Genomic DNA, 21,228 nt, shown 5'->3' on the forward strand with positions numbered 1-21,228 from the left:
GCCGGAAGTGGGGCGAATTATAGACCTGTAGGATTTGCCGTCAACCGTTAATTTCACTTTTCTGTCATGGAGCCGCATTAGCCCCTCCTCCCCCACTGCGCCCCTCCTATATATAGAAGAGAAAGCCTCAGGCAACACCCCGGCAGAACCGGCCACTCCAAAAGGGTCTTCGAAAGCAGGATTCGAAATGCATGAAGCACCGACAGGCAGCGTCAGAGCGGAATCGTTAGAGGATCGAAGAAGCAGGCAACAGATATATGGTGTCCCAGGGCAGGTTCGAACTGCCAACCTTCCCCTTAGGAGGGGGATGCTCTATCCAATTGAGCTACTGAGACAACGGTCGGCCACCAGGACAGGCGGCGTGAAGGACGGCGTGCATGTTAACGGGCATGCCGGTGTTTGTCATGTCATCCCCGGGCTTTTTAACAGTAGGTGATCTCCCGCAACCACCGCCTGAGCCGTGCCGAACACGCACTACGCGCCCCGGGGCAGCGGCTGTCGATGCTTCATCAGGCCTTCTGGGTTACAGCAAAGAACCATCATCACAAAGTGCACGCTCACCAAAACAAAACACAACCTATTGTTTTAAAAGTATTTTTTCTGATAAAAAGCTTCGCATGCAGCCTGCTCCGACTCTCTCCATGAAAAACGGTCTGATCCATTATCAACCATGGGGAGCCTTTCGATGAATACCCCCATCACTCGCCAACCGCACGGCCCTGGACGATCAGCGCCAGGTAACCGTCGCGCCCGCAGGCGAACCCAACCGGCTGACACTCCGAGCCCACTCCACCCAGGAACCTCCCATGTCCCGATATGCTTTCACCTTCCTGATCCTGACCCTGCTCGGCAGCATTGCCCTGTGGGCGGCTCCGGCCGACGCTTTCACCCTGCCACTGGTCGTCGCCACCGGACTGTTTGGCGTTTTTTTCGTCCTGGCCTTGTTCGCTGGTCGGAAAATCCGCTTCGACCCCGTCTTGCGCCCCTCCGCAGACTAGAAAACCAGCAAATTGCCACTACTCTTTAACATTAGAAGCAAAAGGCCAGACCGCCGGGTAAAATCCGTGCGGCACTGGCCAGAAGCTTCCTGACAGGCCCGGGATGGTCGATCAGAAGGTCGCTACTGAGGGGAAACTTTCCAACCAGTGCGCATTTCTGATAATTGGTGCTGGCATATTGCCTTTGTCCAGTTCAATATTTGTCACAGAATTGACGCCAAGGATCTGGCAAATATGAGGCATGATGCGGGCCTCATTTCAATTCAGGTTGAACATTTGGCCAAGCATGCTGTCCTACTGACATCCTGCGGCCAATTCCGAGAACCGCTCCCCTGAACTAACCGGTTTAAAACTATGCGCCCATTGAAACAGGCAATTTATTCCAGCCGTACGGCTGACAAATTCGTCGTGCGTCTGCCCGATGGAATGCGTGAACGCATCGCCGAGGTGGCTCGTAACCATCACCGCAGCATGAATTCCGAGATCATTGCACGCCTGGAGCAAAGCCTTATTCAGGAAGGTGCACTGGGCGACGAGTTGAGCATGCGGCTGGACAGCCCTGAGCTCTCCCTGCACGAGCGTGAATTGCTCCAGCGTTTCCGCCAGCTCTCCCATCGCCAGCAGAATGCACTCGTATCGCTGATCGCCCATGACGCCGCCGAAATGGCGGACGCCAGCTGATTCATCCCTGAAAGTTCAAGCCAGCGGAGTGCTGGCTTTTTTTTGCCTGAAATTCAGGTGGGAAGCGCTCAGAGCAGGAAGACGGTCGCCAGCCCGAGGAAGATGAAGAAGCCGCCGCTGTCGGTCATGGCGGTGATCATCACGCTGGCGCCCATCGCCGGGTCGCGCCCCAGGCGCGCCAAGGTCATGGGGATCAGCACCCCCATCAACGCCGCCAGCAAGAGGTTGAGGGTCATGGCCGCGGTCATCACCACGCCTAACGACCAACTGCCGTATAGCACGTAGGCGACCACACCGATCACTCCCCCCCACACCAGACCATTGATCAAGCCAACCGCCAGCTCCTTGCGCATCAGGCGCGAGGTGTTGCCAGTGCTGACCTGGTCCAGCGCCATGGCGCGGACGATCATGGTAATGGTCTGGTTACCCGAGTTACCGCCAATGCCCGCGACGATCGGCATCAGGGCGGCCAAGGCCACCAGTTTCTCGATGGAGCCCTCGAACAGGCCGATCACCCGCGAGGCGACAAAGGCCGTGATCAGGTTGATCGCCAGCCATGCCCAACGGTTGCGCAGGGATTTCCAGACCGAGGCAAAGATATCCTCCTCCTCCCGCAGGCCCGCCATGTTGAGGACTTCACTCTCGCTTTCCTCACGAATCAGGTCGACCATTTCGTCGATGGTCAAACGACCGATCAGCTTGTCGTTCTTGTCCACCACGGGGGCGGAAATCAAGTCATAACGCTCGAAGGCCTGGGCCGCGTCATAGGCATCCTCGTCCGGGTGAAACGTCACCGGATCGCTGGCCATGACTTCGGCCACCTGCTTCTCGGGATCGTTGACCAGCAGGCGCTTGATCGGCAGCACGCCCTTGAGCACGCCGTCATAATCGACCACGAACAGCTTGTCGGTATGGCTCGGCAGTTCCTTGAGCCGACGCAGGTAACGCAACACCACTTCCAGGCTGACGTCCTCGCGAATGGTAACCATCTCGAAGTCCATCAGGGCGCCGACCTGCTCCTCGTCGTAGGACAACGCGGAGCGAACGCGCTCACGCTGCTGGCCGTCGAGGGCTTCCATCAACTCATGGACGACGTCTCGCGGCAGCTCGGGGGCCAGGTCGGCGAGTTCGTCGGCATCCATCTCCTTGGCGGCAGCCAGGAGTTCATGATCGTCCATGTCGGCGATCAGGGTTTCGCGCACGGAGTCGGAAACCTCGAGCAGGATATCGCCATCACGCTCGGCCTTGACCAACTGCCAAACGGTCAAGCGATCGTTCAGGGGCAAGGCTTCGAGGATATGGGCGACGTCGGCGGAGTGCAGGTCATCGAGCTTGCGCTGCAACTCGACGAGGTTCTGCCGGTGAACCAGGCTTTCCACCCGGTCGTGATGAGGGCCTTCCTGGCGATGCGTCAGGTCTTCGACCACCCGCTGACGCTGCAGCAGGTCAACGACCTGGGCAAGACGGTCCTGCAGGCTATCCTGGCTTTTCTTTGCTTCAATTTCGGTCATAGGCGAACTCCACTCCCAGCAGCGGGGCACGCCGGAAGGATCAATCAGTCAATTCGTGATTGGTAAAGCGAGAGAATAAGTAACTACTGGGTAAGTCCATGGAAATATTCCAAAAACCCCGGCGGGGCTGACGGGCGCAATCATACACTGTCCCTGGCCCTTCACGGCCAGAAATCTGGGCAAGAACAAGCGCTTGCGCCAACCTGCAGAGCGCTTTGCGGCGGTCTTTGCCCCTCGACGACTCATCCTGAAAAGAAAACCCACGCCCCATCTGGAGGGCCGCGACTAGGCTGGATGAATGACCGTCAAGGAGGACGTCCGATGCTGCCCAGAAGCCATCTTTCGCTGTTGCTCGCACTCTGCCTGCCCTTCCCCGCCAACGCCGCCGTTGTCCATCGCTGCGAAAGCGACAGCGGACACATCACCTTCACCACGTTGAGCTGCGCGCCAAGCGAAACGCTACAGCCTCAGCGTGCGCACAACCCAGCGCCCGGAAGCAGAGCGCCGGCCAGGCGGTCGGAAACGACGATCTCAGCCCCACGGAGCCTGACCGTAGTCGGTGAGCACGATGACGGCTGCGCCAATCTGTTGAGTGCGCAGGAAAAACGCCGGGCCATCATCAATCAGCAGGTTCGCCCTGGCATGAATCGCCTGGAAGTGGAAAGCGCCCTGGGCCGGCCGGACCGGATCAGCACGACCAACACCGCGACGCGCTATCACTACAACCTGAAAAGGGGCCGCAGCAGCCTGGTGGTGCTGGATGAGAAGGGATGCGTCAAAGGCTAGGGCCTGTACGAAAATTCGCCCGCGCTAAACCCCAGACGGCAAAAAGCCCGCAACCAGTGCGGGCTTTTTGTTGTATGGTGCACTCGACAGGATTCGAACCTGTGACCGCTCGGTTCGTAGCCGAGTACTCTATCCAGCTGAGCTACGAGTGCAATTTGTGTTTTTAGACCAGATCACAACTGGTTGAAGCCACGCTATTCGTATCACTACCAACAACGCTTAAATGGTGCACTCGACAGGATTCGAACCTGTGACCGCTCGGTTCGTAGCCGAGTACTCTATCCAGCTGAGCTACGAGTGCATTTGATGCCGCGCATTATAGTCCGTGAAATCTTTTTGTAAAGCGCTTTTTTCTAGTAATTTCAACAACTTACCGAAGAAGCCAGACCAACACGCACTAAACAAATAATGGCGGAGAAGGGGGGATTCGAACCCCCGACACCCTTTTGAGGTGTACTCCCTTAGCAGGGGAGCGCCTTCGGCCACTCGGCCACCTCTCCGCAACACGGGGCGTATCATAACCAACCTTTTCCCCGTTTGCAAAGCAAAAAATCAAATAAAATTAATGGCTTGGTTCTTCGTCCTTCTCTTTCTTGATCCGCAGGTAGATTTCCTCACGGTGTACCGCCACTTCTTTGGGGGCATTGACACCAATTCGTACTTGATTTCCTTTGACGCCAAGCACGGTTACAGTGATTTCACCGTCACCGATGATCAGGCTCTCTGCGCACCGACGAGTCAGAATCAGCATACCTTTCTCCTACACGCACTTCAGTTCAGGGACAACAGTCTGCAAAAAAGGGCTTCGACTTACAGGCTATATAGCCATCGCCCTACACCCCCAAGTATTGACCAGCACAGGTGAAAGACCAGCCGCCACCCACGCCCATCAAGAAAAACAAAGGGCGCGGTTAAACCGCGCCCTTCGGGACCACGCGTTACTCGCCTTGTCGGGCCGGCGCATCCAGCTCGAAGGCCGTGTGCAGCGCACGCACGGCCAGTTCCAGGTACTTCTCTTCGATCACCACGGAGACCTTGATCTCCGAGGTCGAGATCATCTGGATGTTGATGCTTTCCTTGGCCAGGGCCTCGAACATGCGGCTGGCAACGCCGGCATGGGAACGCATGCCCACGCCCACGATCGACACCTTGGCGATCTTGGTATCGCCAACCACTTCACGGGCACCGATCTCGCGCGCGGTGTTTTCCAGGACGCTGTGCGCGGCCTGGTAGTCGTTGCGGTGCACGGTGAAGGTGAAGTCGGTGGTGTTATCGTGCGCGACGTTCTGCACGATCATGTCGACTTCGATGTTCGCGGCACTGATCGGGCCGAGAATCTTGAAGGCCACGCCGGGGGTGTCTGGCACGCCACGGATGGTCAGCTTGGCTTCATCGCGGTTGAAGGCGATGCCGGAAATGATCGGCTGTTCCATGGATTCCTCTTCATCAATAGTAATGAGGGTGCCCGGACCCTCTTTGAAGCTGTGCAGGACGCGCAGCGGAACGTTGTACTTGCCGGCGAACTCGACCGCGCGGATCTGCAACACCTTGGACCCGAGGCTGGCCATTTCCAGCATCTCTTCGAAGGTGATCTTGTCCAGGCGCTGGGCCTGGGCCACGACGCGCGGGTCGGTGGTGTAGACGCCATCGACGTCGGTGTAGATCTGGCATTCGTCAGCCTTCAAGGCCGCCGCCAGCGCCACGCCCGTGGTGTCGGAACCGCCACGACCGAGGGTGGTGATGTTGCCGTGCTCGTCGACGCCCTGGAAACCGGCGACCACCACCACGCGACCGGCCTTCAGATCGCCACGGATCTTCTGGTCGTCGATCTGCAGGATGCGCGCCTTATTGTGCGCGCTATCGGTCAGGATCCGCACCTGGTTGCCGGTGTAGGACACCGCCGGCACGCCGCGCTTGATCAGCGCCATGGCCAGCAAGGCGATGGTCACCTGCTCACCCGTGGAAACGATCACATCCAGTTCACGGGGAACCGGCTGCTGCTCGCCGCTGATTTGCTTGGCCAGATCGATCAGGCGGTTGGTTTCGCCGCTCATCGCAGACAGTACAACCACCAGGTCATCACCGGCCTCGCGGAACTTCTTAACCTTGTCGGCTACCTGCTCGATTCGCTCGACGGAGCCGACCGAGGTACCTCCAAATTTCTGTACGATCAAAGCCATTTCTAAGCCGCCTCAGCCCGTAAAGGGGCGCCCATTAATCATCACGGTGCCTGTTACTAGACAACAGGCACCCGGTACAGCCTTAAACGCCCTGTTCGACAAAAGGCACGGTCAGGGCCAGCGCGGCATCCAGTTGCGCGGCGTCGACACCACCGCCTTGCGCCATGTCCGGACGACCACCGCCCTTCCCGCCCACTGCCGCAGCGGCTTGTTTCATCAGATCACCGGCTTTGAGTTGGCCGGTCAGGTCCTTGGTCACGCCTGCGACCAGAACGACCTTTTCCTCATGGACACTGCCGAGCAGGATCACTGCGCGACCGAGTTTGTTCTTCAGTTGATCGACCAGCGCCAGCAGCGCCTTGCCGTCCTGCCCGTCCAGGCGCGCGGCCAGGACCTTGACACCTTTGACATCCAGGGCCGCAGCCGACAGGTCATCGCCCGCCGCGCTGGCAGCCTTGGCCTGCAATTGCTCCAGCTGTTTTTCCAACAGGCGGTTGCGTTCCAGCACCGCCGACAGCTTGTCGATCAGGTTGTCGCGACTGCCCTTGATCAGGTTCGCGGCTTCCTTGAGTTGCTCTTCAGCGGCGTTCAGGTAAGCCAGTGCCGCAGCCCCGGTGACCGCTTCGATACGCCGTACGCCCGAGGCTACGCCGCCTTCGCTGATGATCTTCAGCAGGCCGATATCGCCGGTCCGGTTGGCGTGAATACCGCCGCACAGCTCGACGGAGAAATCGCCGCCCATGCTCAGTACACGAACGCTGTCACCGTACTTCTCGCCGAACAGCGCCATGGCGCCCTTCTGCTTGGCAGTGTCGATATCGGTTTCCTCGGTTTCCACCGCCGAGTTCTTGCGGATCTCGGCGTTGACGATGTCTTCCAGGGCCTTGATCTGCTCTGGTTTGATGGCTTCGAAGTGGCTGAAGTCGAAGCGCAGGCGCTGACTGTCGACCAACGAGCCCTTCTGCTGGACGTGCTCGCCCAACACCTGGCGCAACGCGGCGTGCAGCAGGTGCGTCGCCGAGTGGTTCAGCGACGTGGCGTGGCGCACATCGGCCTCGACCTGGGCCTGGACCTGCGCCCCCACCAGCAGGCTACCGTTGGCCAGCACGCCGTGGTGCAGGAACGCCCCGCCAGTCTTGGTGGTGTCGCGCACGTCGAAACGACCGGCAGCTGCCTGAAGATAGCCGCAATCACCGACCTGGCCGCCCGACTCCGCGTAGAACGGCGTGCGATCCAGGACGACAACGCCCTCGTCACCTTCATTCAGGACGTCGACCGACTGCCCTTCTTTATAGAGCGCCACCACTTTCGCCGAACCACTGCTGGCGCTGTAGCCGGTGAACTCGGTGGCGACGTCGACCTTGACCAGGCTGTTGTAGTCCATGCCGAAGGAACTGGCCGAACGCGCACGCACGCGCTGGGCTTCCATCTCGCGCTCGAAACCGGCCTCGTCGAGGGTCAGGTTGCGTTCACGGGCGATATCGCCGGTCAGGTCCATCGGGAAACCGTAGGTGTCGTACAGCTTGAACACCACGTCGCCCGGTACCACCGAGCCCTTGAGTTCGGCCAGGTCCTGCTCGAGGATCTTCAGTCCCTGCTCCAGGGTCTTGGCAAACTGTTCTTCTTCGGCTTTCAACACGCGCTCGATATGCGCCTGCTGGGATTTGAGCTCAGGGAAGGCCTCGCCCATCTCGGCGACCAGGGCCGCGACGATCTGATGGAAGAAGCTGCCCTTGGCGCCGAGCTTGTTACCGTGACGGCAGGCGCGGCGAATGATCCGACGCAGCACGTAGCCACGGCCCTCGTTGGACGGCAGCACGCCGTCGGCAATCAGGAAGCCGCAGGAGCGAATATGGTCGGCCACGACTTTCAGCGACGCCTGGTTGTCGTTGGTGCAACCGATGGCCTGGGCCGAAGCGCTCAACAGACTCTGGAACAGGTCGATCTCATAGTTGGAGTGAACGTGCTGCAGCACCGCACTGATCCGCTCCAGGCCCATGCCGGTGTCCACCGACGGTGCCGGCAGCGGATGCAACACGCCATCGGCGGTGCGGTTGAACTGCATGAACACGTTGTTCCAGATTTCGATGTAGCGGTCGCCATCCTCTTCCGGCGAGCCAGGTGGGCCGCCCCAGATATCGGCGCCGTGATCGTAGAAAATCTCGGTGCATGGACCGCACGGGCCGGTATCGCCCATGGTCCAGAAGTTGTCGGAAGCGTAAGGCGCGCCCTTGTTGTCGCCGATACGGACCATGCGCTCGGCCGGCACGCCGACTTCCTTGGTCCAGATGTCGTAGGCTTCGTCATCGCTGGCGTAGACCGTGACCCAGAGCTTCTCCTTCGGCAGGTTCAGCCACTTGTCGGACGTCAGGAAGGTCCAGGCGAAGGTGATCGCGTCACGCTTGAAGTAGTCGCCGAAGCTGAAGTTACCCAGCATTTCGAAGAAGGTGTGGTGACGAGCGGTATAGCCGACGTTTTCCAGGTCGTTGTGCTTGCCGCCGGCGCGCACGCATTTCTGACTGCTGACCGCGCGGGTATAGGCGCGCTTTTCCTGACCCAGGAAGCAGTCCTTGAACTGGTTCATCCCCGCGTTGGTGAACAGCAGGGTCGGGTCGTTGCCCGGAATCAAAGAGCTGGAGGCGACACGGGTGTGGCCTTGCTGTTCGAAGAAGCGAAGGAAGGCTTCACGGATTTCTGCGCTTTTCATAGGTTCTTCCACGGAGTCTGCGGCCAAACGCAAGTGCATCACATCCAAAGGGGTTTGCGACTTGCAAAAGGCCGCATTATATCGGCCCTGCGCCCAGGGTACAGTGTGTTTATACGATAGAAACCGTCAATTGGACGGCCTGCAGTCTCATTCATGGCCAAATTCGGCCAATACCGCAACGACTTGTTCAATTTACGTACGGCTGGCGTCCCGGTATCCGGTGTGATCGACGGCAGGCCGGATCAATGTCTACTAAAGAAATTCGATAGTCATTATCGAAACGACGACATGCACCCCCTGAAAATATATGTTAAAAACTGGGCGCCGCCAGAGAGTCTGGCGGCAACGTTCTCAGGGCGGGGTGCAATTCCCCACCGGCGGTAATGGCGCGCAAAGTGCCTAGCCCGCGAGCGCTTGACGGTTCGGACGGCTTTGCCGGTCAGGGTCGACAAGGTCAGCAGACCCGGTGTGATCCCGGGGCCGACGGTCATAGTCCGGATGAAGAGAGAACGGGATTGACACCCAGGGGCCGTACGCTGAATCGGTGTGTGCCTGCGCGCAGCGCACACGGAGCCGAACGCACCCTTGAATCCCATTCGATTCATATCGCCCTGTTTTTCACACAAACAGGAGTCAGAACAGATGCAACCCACCACCCTTCATCACAATCAACGTATCGCCTTCATCCAGGCCTGCTGGCACAAGGATATTGTCGACCAGGCGCGCCACGGTTTCGTCTCGGAAATCGCCAAGCTGGGCTACCAGGAAAGCGATATCGACTTCTTCGAAGTCGGCGGCGCGTTCGAAATCCCCCTGCATGCCAAGCTGCTGGCCAAGTCCGGGCGCTACGCCGGGGTGGTCGCCGCGGGCCTGGTGGTCGACGGCGGGATCTACCGCCACGACTTCGTCGCCACCGCGGTGATCGACGGCCTGATGCAGGTCCAGCTGGACACCGAAGTGCCGGTGTTTTCGGTGGTGTTGACCCCCCACCACTTCCACGCCGGTGAAGAACACCAGAAATTCTTCTTCGATCACTTCGTGCACAAGGGCCAGGAAGCGGCAAAGACCTGCGCCGACACCCTGAACAAACTGCGCGCCCTGCCACGCCCCGCGCCACAGAAACTGGCGGTCTGACCCTCCCGCACCTGCCGGCCCGGGCCGGCAGGTCATTGTCAACGCATAACTATCTACGCTCTCCCGCCTTCGTCTTTGCAGTTAAGTGAGCTCGACATTTCGCCCTAGCAGGGCTTTCGAGACCCACCACCTGCGGAGACACCTCAGCATGAACGACTTTTCCAGACTTACCCCGGACACCCCCGTCCTGCCCGAAAATGAACACTGGATCGACGGCAACCACGAGAATGCCAAACCCGTCACGGGCGCCATGAACCAGTATCCGGACGACCAGAGGGTCATCCACAACCACGCACTCCACATGGACGACACGGCCAGGGTGGAACGCCAGAAACTCGACGCACCTCCCGATTATCAGGGGCCGACCGACCATCTGCTCTTCACCACCCGCGACCGCTCCGACCACGTGCACCTGTACCTCACCGATCATCCGGTCCTCGATATCAATGACCAGCGCTATCACCTGAAAATGGCCTCATCCGGGCAAGTCATCGTGCTGCGCACAGAGGGTGGCCATGACAACATCAGGATAGACGACCCTGTGAAGATCACGGTCTTCATCGATTCGGGCATGGGAAACGACCGGATACTCTGTGGCGGCGGCTTCACGAAAGTCGACGCCGGCCCCGGCAACGACCAGGTCTTTACACGATCCGGCAGCAGCTATGTCGAAGCCGGGGACGGCGACGACGTTGTCAGTGCCCAGGGCAGCGGCCCCATGACCGTCTATGGCGGCAAGGGCCACGACACCCTGGCCGGCGGAGAGGGCGCCTGTTTCATGGATGGAGGACAGGGCGACGACGTGCTGCTGGGCGGTGAGGGCCATAACGTGCTCAGCGGTTCCGACGGCAACGATCAGATCACTCCCGGGCCCGGCCCCAATACGGTCTACACGGGGACAGGAGTGGACTTCGTCGAACATCTCGGGTCCAACACCCGATTGTTCAATGCGTATGACGCCGACGGCCCCGCTCCCTCAACCCATCACCAGGACCCCGGCGTCATCATCGCCGCCAAGGGGCTGGACAGTTGCGGGGTGGTGGTCGAAGGCAGGCAGGCATTTCAGGAACGGGTCAATGACGATCTCAGGTTGCTGCTGGGTTCCGGCAATGGCCGGCAACTGCTCAGCGCCCTGGGCGATGCCAGGCAGAAAAGCGGTGTTGCGGTGATAGTCAAGGAGTTGACCGCAGAAGAAAACGGTATGTGTATCCCGGACGGCTCCCAGTCCGACAGCCCGTTCGACGACGACTCCCCCTTTATCGAAAGCGCTCGCCCCAACACTCCGGTCAAGGGTTGCACGGTGTACTACGACCCGTCGTTCCTCAAGGGTGAAGTCACCAGCATCGTGCATCTCTACCACGAGTTATGCCACGCCTATAACTTCGTGACGGGAACAATGCTTCCGGGCTATGGCCTAGATGGTGTGGACGCGGGCAAACCTCGTGACGTGGTTCCCAATGCAGAACTTCAGGCCGTCGGATTGGATGTCGATTTCGACGCAAATCCAGCGACAGCGCCCCTACCTGGCAACCCCGAGGCCTTTACCGAAAACGGGCTGCGCCTGGAGTTCGGCATCACGCCGCGCAAGCAATATCGGGAAGACTGAGCGGATTCTCCTCTTGTGACTCTCCTTCCCTGCGCACCCGATTTTTAACGGAGCCCTCATGAACAGCTTTCCCGACATCCCGCCGGCCAGGTCCGAGCGCGTGATAGACGGTAGCGCTCGTTCCTTTGACGAGCACTACCAGATCGTCCAGGAATACCTGGACGACTATAAACCGACCTCAACCTACCGACTCTCGGCAGAAAATGACCCGGTCCTGATCGAGCGAAAGATCGTTTCGACGCCCTACAATCCACGACACCCGCCGCTGGATTACCTGATATTCACCACCGGCGATAGCGCTGACAGCGTCAGGGTCCACTGCCCTCGGGAGCAATTGATCGTCGACATCAACCATGATCGTTATCTGATCAACCCGGCCGCTTCCGAACAGATACTGGTCATCCGCACCGGAGGGGGTCCGGACAGGGTGACGGTCGATGAACAGGTGAAGATCCGGATCATCGTCGAAACAGCCGACGGCGACGATGTGATCCACAGCGAAGGCGCCGAAACCCGGATCCATGCAGGCAAAGGCGATGACTTCATCACCACCGGCGCGGGCAAGGCCTATATAGAGGCCGGAGAAGGCAACGACATGATCTTTGTCGAAGGTGACGCAACGGTCTACGGCGGGGCCGGCAATGACCATATCAGCGCCACCGCCAGCCTGGACCACAGTCACCATCTGCTCAACGGCGGTCAAGGCAACGATCTGCTGATCGGTGGCCGGGGACACAGCATCCTCAGTGGAAACGACGGCGACGACTCCATTCTGGCAGGCGTCGGGAGCAACACAATCTACACCGGAGAAGGCCGGGACACGGTCATGTTGATCAAACCGACGGATAACGTCTTCAGCAACGATAGCCGCGACCAGTTGTTCCAGGCCGCCCCCCAACCACCCGCCGATGCCGAGGAATTGCGGATTCACGCGTCGTCTTCCGAAGGTTTTCAGATAACCCTGCTCAGCAACCTGGGCCTGGAGCAGACCGGTATCGTGGTCAACGGTTCAGCGGCATTCCAGGATCGGGTCAATGACGACCTGAGGCTGCTGAGCGGCTCTCCCCGGGGACGCCAGCTTTTATCGGTGCTGAATAAAACGGCCAGAGAACAGGGCATCGCCGTCGCGATCAATCCGCTGGAATATGAGAGTAATGCGCTGTTTCTGGTAAACGCCCAGGCCCTGGGCGATCCCTACATCAGAGAGACAAGCGCAGGAGACAGGCTCCCGGGGGGAAGCATTCACTACAACCCCGCCGTTGAAATCGACGCAACCCCCGGCGTTGTATTGCTCTACCACGAACTCTGCCATGTCTATAACAGAGTCACCGGAACGTCTTTCCCCGGGGATGGCTTCGACGGCTCGCGTGACGAAAAATCCACACGCAGGGTGCCTAATGAAGAACTGCAAGCCATAGGCCTGCCGGCGGAAGTCAGGCCCTTCGATTTCGACGCAGACCCGAGCACTCCCGCCTTGGACACCAACCCGACACCCTTCACCGAGAACGGCTTGCGTGAAGAGTTGGGATTGGCACCGAGAACCTGGGTAAAGCCGGGCTAAACCAGCGTCTCGTCGCTGGACGGCACCACCAGGATCCCCGCCCGCAGGCCGTTTTTCACCTTCGGGTTGGGGAAAATGATCCGGGCGCCCTGCTCTTCCACGACCCAGCGACTGTTCGCCAGGTCCTCGGCCAGCAGGTAGCCCTTGGGCAGTTCCGAGAAGTTCTCGATATCCGCCGGCAAGTGCATCAGGAAACCATCGCTGTGCTTGATGATTTCCCGCGCCACGCTGAACAGTTGCAGGCCATCGAGCGCCTCGTCGGTGGCCGGCTCGCAGCCCTCGATGATCTGCTTGAGGCGCAGCTCCAGGCGCGACACATCGACGCCCTGGTTCTGCCCGAACGGACGCGCCTTGCCCAGCTCCAGGGTGAAGGACTCGGCAGCGAGCTTGTCGTAGGTGTAGCTGCTGAACACGATGGACGGCTTGTTCTGCAGCAGCACCGCCGACATCCCGGCCGCGCGCAGGCGAGCCAGCTGGCGGCGTGAATGTGCCCGGCCGTCCTTGTAGGGATAGAGCGCGAACTGTTCGATCTTCGAACCGCGGATGGCGGTGTGCAAGTCGTAGTGCAGGCGCTCGCGCCCCGGCAGGTTGAAGAAGCTCGCCGCCAACCGCTCCAGCTCGCACGCCCGCAAGGCTTCGCTGCCACTGCTCAACTCATGCCGGCCATTGAACAGCCGGTTGACGTCCTGCTCGACAAAGCGCTCGCCGCGGCGCATGGCCTCGGGGTTGCCGAACAGGAACAGAATACGCGCACGGGGCTTGAGGTCGCCCCGGGCAATGTCGTGCAACAGGCGATCGAGCAACTCGATCGGCGCTGTCTCGTTACCGTGGATACCGGCGGACAACAGCAGGTCCAGCCCATTGTCCCGGGCCTCGGGAGGCCGCACTTCGAGTGCGCCCTCGCTCAGCCAGCGCATGCGCACGCCGTCGACCGTCAGTTGAGTCTTCTCCGCCGGTTCACGACCGGCGAGGGTCAGTTCAAGCAGTTTGCCGAGGGCGAGCATGGCGCGGTGTTCCTTTAATCAGTGATGGTGACCGCAGTCGGGGCCGTGTACATGATCTTCGTCGCCGATATCCGCCGGCTCCATTTCCATTTGCAGGCTGACCAGGTTGGTCGCCAATGGACGCAGCAGCAGGTTGGCGTATTCGGCGTCGCCTTCCTCGACATCGACACCGATCAGCAGCTGGCCGCGGCCGTCATGCTGAATCCACAACTCCTTGCCCTGCCATATCACCGCCACGCGGGTGCAGGAGGTTTCCAGTTGAGTGCCATCGGTGTCTTCAAGGATCAGCTGCAAGGTATCGCTCATGGTTCAGGCTCTCGTCTGGAGGTGAAACGCCGCGCTCCAGGGTAGAGCGCCGGCCTTCAATTGATCTGGAATGGGTAAACCGAGCCCAGTTTAAGGATTTGCGTCAGTTCATCCAATGCCGTGCGGCATTCAAGCAGCAACTGCGGGTCCGCCAGATCGCTTTCGCGCAGGGTATCGCGGTAGTGCTTGTCGACCCACTGGGTCAGCGTGCCATACAACGGCGCCGTCATGATAACCCCAGGGTTGACCGCCGCCAGCTCGGTTTCCTTCAAGGCCACGCGCAACCGCAGGCAGGCCGGGCCACCGCCGTTCTGCATGCTCTGCTTGAGGTCGAAGACCTTCACCTCGCGAACCGGACCGCCAGAGCTGGTCAGCTCTTGCAGGTAGGCCCAGACACGCGGGTTGCTGCGGCACTCTTCCGGCACGATCAACAACATGCCGCCGTCGGCACGGTTCAGCAACTGACTGTTGAACAGGTAGGAACGCACCGCGTCTTCCACCGCCACTTTCGAACGCGGCACGCAGATCGACTGGAAGTTGCCACCGCGCTTGGCCAGCTTGCCCTGCAACTCGGCGAGCATCTGCTCGGTCTCGAGAAAGGCGTCCTCGTGGTAGAACAACACCTCGCCGTTACCCACCGCGATCACGTCGTTGTGGAACACCCCCTGGTCGATCACCGCCGGATTCTGTTGAGCATAGACCACGCCATCGTCACTCAGGCCATGCAGCCGGGCGACCGCCTGCGAAGCTTCGAGGGTCTGGCGCGCCGGGTATTTCTGCGGTGCCGGATAGCGGGTATCGAAGGCGCTGCGACCGAACACGAAGAACTCGACGCCGGCTTCGCCGTATTCACGGCAGAAACGTGTGTGGTTGGCCGCGCCTTCGTCGCCGAACTGGGCCACGGCGGGCAGCGCCGCGTGATGGGCGAAATGCTTCGAGTCGGCGAACATCGCCCCCAGCACGCGGCTGGTGGTCGGGTGTTCGATGCTGCGGTGGTATTTGCAGTTGAGGTTGGCGGCGGTGAAATGCACGCGGCCGTCGGCGGTGTCGGCACTCGGGCTGACGGTGCCGGCGTTGGCCACCCACATGCTCGACGCCGAGCAACTGGCAACCAGCAGGGGCATCGCCTGCTTGGCGGCCTGTTCGATCACTTGCGCGTCGCTGCCGCTGAAACCGAGGCTGCGCAGGGCGGCCACATCAGGACGCTCCTGCGGGGCCAGCACGCCCTGGACATAACCCATGTCCATCAGCGCTTTCATTTTCGCCAGGCCTTGCAGCGCCGCTTCCTTGGGGTTGGAAGCCTGCTGGCTGTTGCTCTGGGAGGCGACGTTGCCGTAGGAAAGGCCGCCATAGTTATGGGTCGGGCCTACAAGACCGTCAAAATTGACTTCAAAGGATTTCATCGGCGAGGCTCCACGAATCTGTTTTTATAAGCACAAATCATCTGTGTATGGCGACCGCTTCGCGGTCATCGCTGGCAAGCCAGCTCCTACAGAGGTTGGCGTCTTGCCACGGACCACTGTGGGAGCTGGCTTGCCAGCGATAGGGCCGGCAGGCCCGACGACTCAGGAAAGCCGGACACCCGGTGTCAGTGTCGCCGGCACCGTCAAGCTCGGCGTTTCCAGCGATGCCACCGGGTACGCGCAATAATCCGCCGCGTAATAGGCGCTGGCGCGATGGTTGCCCGACGCCCCGACCCCGCCGAACGGCGCGCTGCTGGCAGCACCCGTCAGTTGTTTGTTCCAGTTGACGATCCCGGCCCGGCTTTCCAGCCAGAACTGCTGGTAACGCGCCTCGGAGTCCGACAGCAGACCCGCCGCCAGGCCGTATTGCGTATTGTTGGCCTCGGCAATCGCCGCGTCGAAATCGGCGTAGCGAATGACCTGCAGCAAGGGTCCGAACAGTTCCTCGTCCGGACGCTCGGCCACCGCCGTCACATCGAGAATACCCGGGGTCAGCAGCGCCGCATTGGCTTGCGGCTGAGTCATTTCCAGCAACGCCAGCGCGCCATGCGCCAACAGATGCGCCTGGGCCTCCATCAAGGCACGCGCGGCACCGAGGGATACCACCGAGCCCATGAACGGTGCCGGCTGCTGGTCGAATGCGCCCACTTCAATGGTCGCGCTGACCGCCACCAGGCGCTCCAGCAGCTTGTCGCCCCAGGCCCCGGCGGGCACCAGCAGGCGACGGGCACAGGTGCAACGCTGGCCAGCCGAGATGAAGGCCGACTGAATGATGGTGTACACCGCCGCGTCCAGGTCCTGGACCTGATCCACCACCAGCGGGTTGTTGCCGCCCATTTCCAGGGCCAGGATCTTGTCCGGGCGCCCGGCGAATTGCTGGTGCAGATGGTTGCCGGTGCGGCTCGAGCCGGTGAAGAACAGGCCGTCGATGCCCGGGTTCGCCGCCAGGGCGATCCCGGTCTCCCGTGCCCCTTGCAGCAGGTTCAACACCCCCGCCGGCAGACCGGCTTCGATCCAGCAACGCACGGTCAGTTCGGCGACCTTCGGGGTCAGCTCGCTCGGCTTGAACAGCACGCTGTTACCGGCCAGCAACGCCGGAACGATGTGGCCGTTGGGCAGGTGACCGGGGAAGTTGTAAGGACCGAACACCGCCACCACGCCGTGGGGTTTGTGGCGCAATACGGCGGTGGCGTCGCCCAACGGGCCGCTCTTCTCACCGGTACGCTCACGGTAGCTCTGCACCGAAATGGCGATCTTGTTGACCATGCTGGTCACTTCGGTCGCCGCCTCCCACAGGGGTTTGCCGGTTTCTTCACCAATGCAGCGGGCCAACTCGTCGGCACGGTTTTTCAGGTGGGCGGCAAAGCTTTCGAGCACAGCAATACGCTCGTCGAGGGAACGCTTCGCCCACGCCGGGAAAGCCTGACGCGCGGCCTGCACGGCGGCATCGACTTGCGCGGCGCTGGCGCCCTTGCCGGACCACAGCACCTGCTGGGTCACCGGATTCAACGACTCGAAAGCCTCGCCCTGGCCTTCCTGCCAGGCACCGGCGATGTAAAGCGTGCTCATTATTTCGACTCCCGGGAAGCAGACAACGGAACCGCGCGGACCTGATCGCCCGCACTGAGTTGAAGACGTTTGGCGGTCAGCGGATCGACCACCAGGGTGCCCGCCGCCAGGCGCGCCGGTGCCGCGGTGATGCGGCAGTCCTCGCGCTTGCGGTTGTGGATCAGGTACGGCGTGGCGTCATCACCCGGGGTGCCGACGGCCAACACCAGCGCCTGGCTGTCGCGCACCGCACGGATCTTGCTGGTTTCGCACTCCACCGCAGGACCGGCGTCGAAGATGTCGACATAGCCCTGGTAACTGAAGCCTTCGCTCTTGAGCATCGCCAGTGCCGGCTCGGTGTCGGTGTGCACCTTGCCGATCACCGCGCGCGCCTCTTCGGAGAGGAAGCAGGTGTACAGCGGGAACTTGGGCATCAGCTCGGCGATAAAGGCCTTGTTGCCCACGCCGGTCAGGTAATCGGCCTGGCTGAATTCCATCTTGAAGAAGTGTCGACCCAGGCTTTCCCAGAACGGCGAGCGCCCGGCCGCATCGGACATGCCACGCATCTCGGCAATGATCTTGTTGCCGAACAGCTCCGGGAACTCGGCGATAAACAGCATCCGCGCCTTGGCCAGCATGCGGCCGTTGAGGCCACTGCGATAGTCGGCATGCAGGAACAGCGAGCACAGCTCCGAGTTACCGGTCAGGTCGTTGGCCAGGAACAGCGTCGGAATCTCACGGTAGATCTGCAACTCCTGGGAGGCGCTGACCGTCAGGCCCACCCGGAAGTTGTACCAGGGCTCACGCAGGCCCACGGCACCGGCGATGGCGCTGATGCCGACCACGCGGCCATCATCGTCTTCGAGGACGAACAGATAGTCCGCGTCGCCGCGACCGGCCTCGCCGGTGAAGGTCTTTTCCGCCCAGCCGACCCGATGGGCCAGGCGCTCTTCGTTGGCCGGCAAGGTGGTCAGGCCGGTGCCCGTGCTACGGGCCAGGTCGATCAGAGCGGGTAAATCGCTGCTGCGTACGGGACGAACGATCATGCTATCTCCTCAGACGGGCACCGGCTGACGGGTGCCCGCGAAACTCGCTGTAAGGCTGCTTTCGATACCGGCCTTAAACCGCCACCAGGCGCACGCTGGCGCCTTCGCCGACGCCCAGGGCCTCGGCGGCTTGCAGATCCAGGGTGACCGGTTTGCCCGGCGCATAATCGAGCTCCAGCAACACCGCGCGGTAGTCCTGCAACTGCGCGTTGGACACCAGGTACTGGCGACCGCCGCCCTTGTAGCCGTCACCGATCTTCACCGGCACCACCCGGCTCTGGGCGATGGAACGAATCCCGCTGACCCGCGCATGCAGGGTCGGGCCGCCATCGAAGATGTCGATGTAGTGATCGGTTTCGAAACCTTCGCGCATCAGGATGTCGAAGGTGATCTGCGCACGCGGGTGCACCTGGCCCATCGCTTCCTGCGCGGCGTCCGGCAGCAGCGGCACATAGATCGGGTAATGCGGCATCAGCTCGGCTAGGAAGGTCCGGCTTTTCAGGCCGCACAGGCGCTCGGCCTCAGCGTAGTTCAGGTCGAAGAAGTTACGCCCGATGGCGTCCCAGAAGGGCGAGTCGCCCTGTTCGTCGCTGTAGCCGACGATCTCGGTCACCACCGAATCGGCGAACCGCTCCGGGTGGCTGGCGACGAACAGCAGACGCCCGCGGGAATTGAGTTCCGACCAGGCCGAACCCACCAGTTCCGGGACCACGTAGAAGCTGGTCAGCAGGCTGTTGCCGGTCAGGTCGTGGCACTGGGAAAGCACATGGATCTTGTTGTGGATCTTCAGCTCGCGGGACGCATGCACGAAGGTCTCGTTGCGGAAGCTGTAGAACGGCTCCGAGTAGCCGGCCGAGGCCACGATGGCCGAGCAGCCCGCCAGCTTGCCGGTGTCAGTGTCTTCAAGCACGAAGAAATAGCTTTCTTCGCCATTGAAACTGACCTCGGCGGCGAACGAGGCTTCGCTTGCCGCGATCTTGTCGCGTAGGCGGCCTTCGTCGTCCGGCAGGGAAGTGACACCGATCGGGCTGTCCGCGGCCAGGCGCCGTACCTCGTCCAGGTCAGCCATTTGCGCGGGGCGCATCACCAGCATGGTGTCACTCCTTTAATCCAGAACAGGTCGGTATTTACCGACAGAAAAAAATACCGAGGTAGGAGCGAGCTTGCTCCGGGCGGCGTTCCGACGATGGTGGCCCAGTCGCCACGGGGCATTGAATGCCCCGCGTTATCGTTGACGATCATCGCGAGCAAGCTCGCTCCTACAGGTACAGGAAATTTGGCCCGCTGGCGGCCATCCTGGGCCACCAGCGGGCGGTCCATCAGGCTTGAGTCAGCTTGGCCACGGCGCGCTCGAAGCGATCCAGGCCTTCCTTGATGTCCACCTCTTCAACCACCAGGCTCGGGGCGAAACGAATCACGTCCGGGCCGGCTTGCAGGATCATCAGGTTTTCTTTTTCCGCGGCGTTGAACACGTCCTTGGCCTTGCCCTTCCAGGCGTCGGCCAGCACGCAACCGAGCAACAGGCCCATGCCACGCACCTGGGTGAACAGGCCGTATTGGGCACCGATCTGCTCCAGGCGGGTCTTGAACAGGTCGTGCTTGGCTTTCACACCGCTCAACACTTGCGGGGTGTTGATCACATCGATCACCGCGTTGCCAACCGCACACGCCAGCGGGTTGCCGCCGTAGGTGGTACCGTGGGTACCGACCACCAGGTGCTTGGCCAGCGCTTCCGTGGTCAGCATCGCGGCAATCGGGAAACCGCCGCCCAGGCTCTTGGCGCTGGTGAGGATGTCCGGGGTCACGCCGTAGTGCATATAGGCGAACAGTTCGCCGGTGCGGCCCATGCCGGTCTGCACTTCGTCGAACACCAGCAGCGCGTCGTGCTGGTTGCACAGCTCGCGGGCGCCTTGCAGGTAGGACAGCTCGGCCGGCAGCACGCCGCCCTCGCCCTGGATCGGTTCCAGCACCACGGCACAGGTCTTGTCCGAGACTGCCGCTTTCAGCGCGTCCAGATCATTGAACGGCACATGGGTGATGCCGGTGATTTTCGGACCGAAGCCGTCGGAATACTTCGACTGGCCACCGACGTTCACGGTGAACAGGGTGCGGCCGTGGAAGCTGTTGAGCGCGGCGATGATTTCGTACTTCTCCGAACCGAAGCGGTCGAACGCCACACGACGGGCCAGCTTGAAGGCGGCCTCGTTGGCTTCGGCGCCGGAGTTGCAGAAGAACACGCGCTCGGCGAAGGTGGCGTCCACCAGCTTCTTGGCCAGGCGCAAGGCCGGCTCGTTGGTGAACACGTTGGACACATGCCACAGGTTGTTCGCCTGTTCGGTCAGCGCGCCGACCAGCGCCGGATGCGCGTGACCCAATACGTTAACCGCGATACCGCCGGCGAAATCGATCAGCTCCCGGCCCGCCTGGTCCCACACTCGGGAACCCGCGCCACGCACAGGAATAAAAGCCGCAGGTGCGTAGTTGGGAACCATGACCTGATCGAAATCGGCGCGTTGCACCGGAGCTTGCTCAACGGACATCGGAGTCTCCTGAAGAGGAACGCCTGCCTGGAACTGGCGAGCGATGGGGGGATTGTAAGGACAGTTTTCGGTCAGGCCTTGCCGCCAAGCGACAACTTCTTATAGCGCCAAACCGGGTTTCGCCGAGGTTGTCGGCAATGCGACAAATTGCGTCGCA

Annotated in this window: 17 protein-coding genes, 4 tRNA genes and 1 riboswitch; of the genes, 6 read left to right on the forward strand and 15 right to left on the reverse strand. The window is 61.2% G+C overall.

Going from position 1 to position 21,228, the window contains the following annotated elements:
* Positions 1-258 precede the first annotated feature (258 nt).
* Positions 259-335: transfer RNA gene (locus UCMB321_RS20095), tRNA-Arg, on the reverse strand.
* Positions 336-806: 471 nt separating this feature from the next.
* Here UCMB321_RS20095 and UCMB321_RS20100 point away from each other — a divergent pair.
* Together UCMB321_RS20100 and UCMB321_RS20105 are read left to right on the forward strand one after the other, a co-directional pair.
* Positions 807-998 carry a PA3371 family protein gene (locus tag UCMB321_RS20100; protein WP_040070181.1) on the forward strand — a complete coding sequence of 64 codons (192 nt, stop codon included), beginning with the start codon at positions 807-809 and terminating at the stop codon, positions 996-998.
* A 354-nt stretch (positions 999-1,352) separates the two neighbouring features.
* A complete protein-coding gene (locus UCMB321_RS20105; protein WP_040070182.1) occupies positions 1,353-1,679 on the forward strand; it encodes an Arc family DNA-binding protein in 327 nt (108 codons plus the stop codon).
* Between the two features lie 68 nt (positions 1,680-1,747).
* On the opposite strand, the gene mgtE is transcribed toward UCMB321_RS20105, so the two are convergent.
* Positions 1,748-3,190 carry a magnesium transporter gene (gene mgtE, locus UCMB321_RS20110; protein ID WP_040070183.1) on the reverse strand — a complete coding sequence of 481 codons (1,443 nt, stop codon included), beginning with the start codon at positions 3,188-3,190 and terminating at the stop codon, positions 1,748-1,750.
* A 321-nt stretch (positions 3,191-3,511) separates the two neighbouring features.
* On the opposite strand from mgtE, the gene bamE reads away from it, so the two are divergent.
* Positions 3,512-3,976, forward strand: coding sequence for an outer membrane protein assembly factor BamE domain-containing protein (gene bamE / locus UCMB321_RS20115; RefSeq protein WP_040070184.1), 465 nt, complete (start codon positions 3,512-3,514; stop codon positions 3,974-3,976).
* 75 nt (positions 3,977-4,051) lie between these two features.
* On the opposite strand, the gene UCMB321_RS20120 is transcribed toward bamE, so the two are convergent.
* From UCMB321_RS20120 to alaS, 6 genes are all read right to left on the reverse strand, one after another.
* Positions 4,052-4,128, reverse strand: a tRNA-Arg gene (locus UCMB321_RS20120).
* 72 nt (positions 4,129-4,200) lie between these two features.
* Positions 4,201-4,277: transfer RNA gene (locus tag UCMB321_RS20125), tRNA-Arg, on the reverse strand.
* A gap of 108 nt (positions 4,278-4,385) precedes the next feature.
* Positions 4,386-4,476, reverse strand: a tRNA-Ser gene (locus tag UCMB321_RS20130).
* A 62-nt stretch (positions 4,477-4,538) separates the two neighbouring features.
* Positions 4,539-4,727, reverse strand: a complete 189-nt coding sequence (gene csrA, locus UCMB321_RS20135) for a carbon storage regulator CsrA (RefSeq protein WP_002554426.1) — start codon at positions 4,725-4,727, stop codon at positions 4,539-4,541.
* Between the two features lie 187 nt (positions 4,728-4,914).
* The gene (locus tag UCMB321_RS20140) at positions 4,915-6,156 is read right to left on the reverse strand and encodes an aspartate kinase (RefSeq protein ID WP_040070185.1); all 1,242 of its coding nucleotides are present in this window, start codon (positions 6,154-6,156) and stop codon (positions 4,915-4,917) included.
* A gap of 82 nt (positions 6,157-6,238) precedes the next feature.
* A complete protein-coding gene (gene alaS / locus UCMB321_RS20145; RefSeq protein ID WP_040070186.1) occupies positions 6,239-8,863 on the reverse strand; it encodes an alanine--tRNA ligase in 2,625 nt (874 codons plus the stop codon).
* Between the two features lie 343 nt (positions 8,864-9,206).
* A riboswitch (FMN riboswitch) is annotated at positions 9,207-9,378 on the forward strand.
* A gap of 127 nt (positions 9,379-9,505) precedes the next feature.
* On the opposite strand from alaS, the gene UCMB321_RS20150 reads away from it, so the two are divergent.
* The 3 genes from UCMB321_RS20150 to UCMB321_RS20160 all read left to right on the forward strand — a co-directional run bounded on the left by UCMB321_RS20150 (position 9,506) and on the right by UCMB321_RS20160 (position 13,164).
* The gene (locus UCMB321_RS20150; RefSeq protein ID WP_040070187.1) at positions 9,506-9,997 is read left to right on the forward strand and encodes a 6,7-dimethyl-8-ribityllumazine synthase; all 492 of its coding nucleotides are present in this window, start codon (positions 9,506-9,508) and stop codon (positions 9,995-9,997) included.
* A gap of 148 nt (positions 9,998-10,145) precedes the next feature.
* On the forward strand, positions 10,146-11,603 hold the full coding sequence (locus UCMB321_RS20155) for a M91 family zinc metallopeptidase (RefSeq protein ID WP_040070188.1): 1,458 nt from the start codon (positions 10,146-10,148) through the stop codon (positions 11,601-11,603).
* A gap of 58 nt (positions 11,604-11,661) precedes the next feature.
* Positions 11,662-13,164: a M91 family zinc metallopeptidase gene (locus UCMB321_RS20160; RefSeq protein ID WP_040070189.1), complete on the forward strand. Its 1,503-nt coding sequence runs from the start codon at positions 11,662-11,664 to the stop codon at positions 13,162-13,164.
* Here UCMB321_RS20160 and astE read toward each other — a convergent pair.
* The 7 genes from astE to UCMB321_RS20195 all read right to left on the reverse strand — a co-directional run bounded on the left by astE (position 13,161) and on the right by UCMB321_RS20195 (position 21,071).
* Complete coding sequence (astE, locus tag UCMB321_RS20165; protein WP_040070190.1) at positions 13,161-14,168, reverse strand: succinylglutamate desuccinylase; 1,008 nt, start codon at positions 14,166-14,168, stop codon at positions 13,161-13,163. The genes UCMB321_RS20160 and astE overlap by 4 nt on opposite strands.
* 18 nt (positions 14,169-14,186) lie before the next feature.
* Entirely contained in the window at positions 14,187-14,474 is a 288-nt protein-coding gene (locus tag UCMB321_RS20170; protein ID WP_040070191.1) for a hypothetical protein, read from the reverse strand.
* Between the two features lie 56 nt (positions 14,475-14,530).
* Positions 14,531-15,877: an N-succinylarginine dihydrolase gene (gene astB / locus UCMB321_RS20175; RefSeq protein WP_040070192.1), complete on the reverse strand. Its 1,347-nt coding sequence runs from the start codon at positions 15,875-15,877 to the stop codon at positions 14,531-14,533.
* Between the two features lie 162 nt (positions 15,878-16,039).
* Positions 16,040-17,509 carry a succinylglutamate-semialdehyde dehydrogenase gene (astD, locus tag UCMB321_RS20180; protein ID WP_167337453.1) on the reverse strand — a complete coding sequence of 490 codons (1,470 nt, stop codon included), beginning with the start codon at positions 17,507-17,509 and terminating at the stop codon, positions 16,040-16,042.
* The gene (gene astA / locus UCMB321_RS20185; protein ID WP_040070194.1) at positions 17,506-18,531 is read right to left on the reverse strand and encodes an arginine N-succinyltransferase; all 1,026 of its coding nucleotides are present in this window, start codon (positions 18,529-18,531) and stop codon (positions 17,506-17,508) included. Before astA ends, astD begins: the two co-directional genes overlap by 4 nt.
* A 73-nt stretch (positions 18,532-18,604) precedes the next feature.
* Complete coding sequence (gene aruF / locus UCMB321_RS20190) at positions 18,605-19,624, reverse strand: arginine/ornithine succinyltransferase subunit alpha (RefSeq protein ID WP_040070195.1); 1,020 nt, start codon at positions 19,622-19,624, stop codon at positions 18,605-18,607.
* Between the two features lie 226 nt (positions 19,625-19,850).
* Positions 19,851-21,071 carry an aspartate aminotransferase family protein gene (locus UCMB321_RS20195; RefSeq protein WP_040070196.1) on the reverse strand — a complete coding sequence of 407 codons (1,221 nt, stop codon included), beginning with the start codon at positions 21,069-21,071 and terminating at the stop codon, positions 19,851-19,853.
* Positions 21,072-21,228 lie beyond the last annotated feature (157 nt).

This window comes from Pseudomonas batumici, assembly GCF_000820515.1.
Taxonomy (GTDB): Bacteria; Pseudomonadota; Gammaproteobacteria; order Pseudomonadales; family Pseudomonadaceae; genus Aquipseudomonas; species Aquipseudomonas batumici.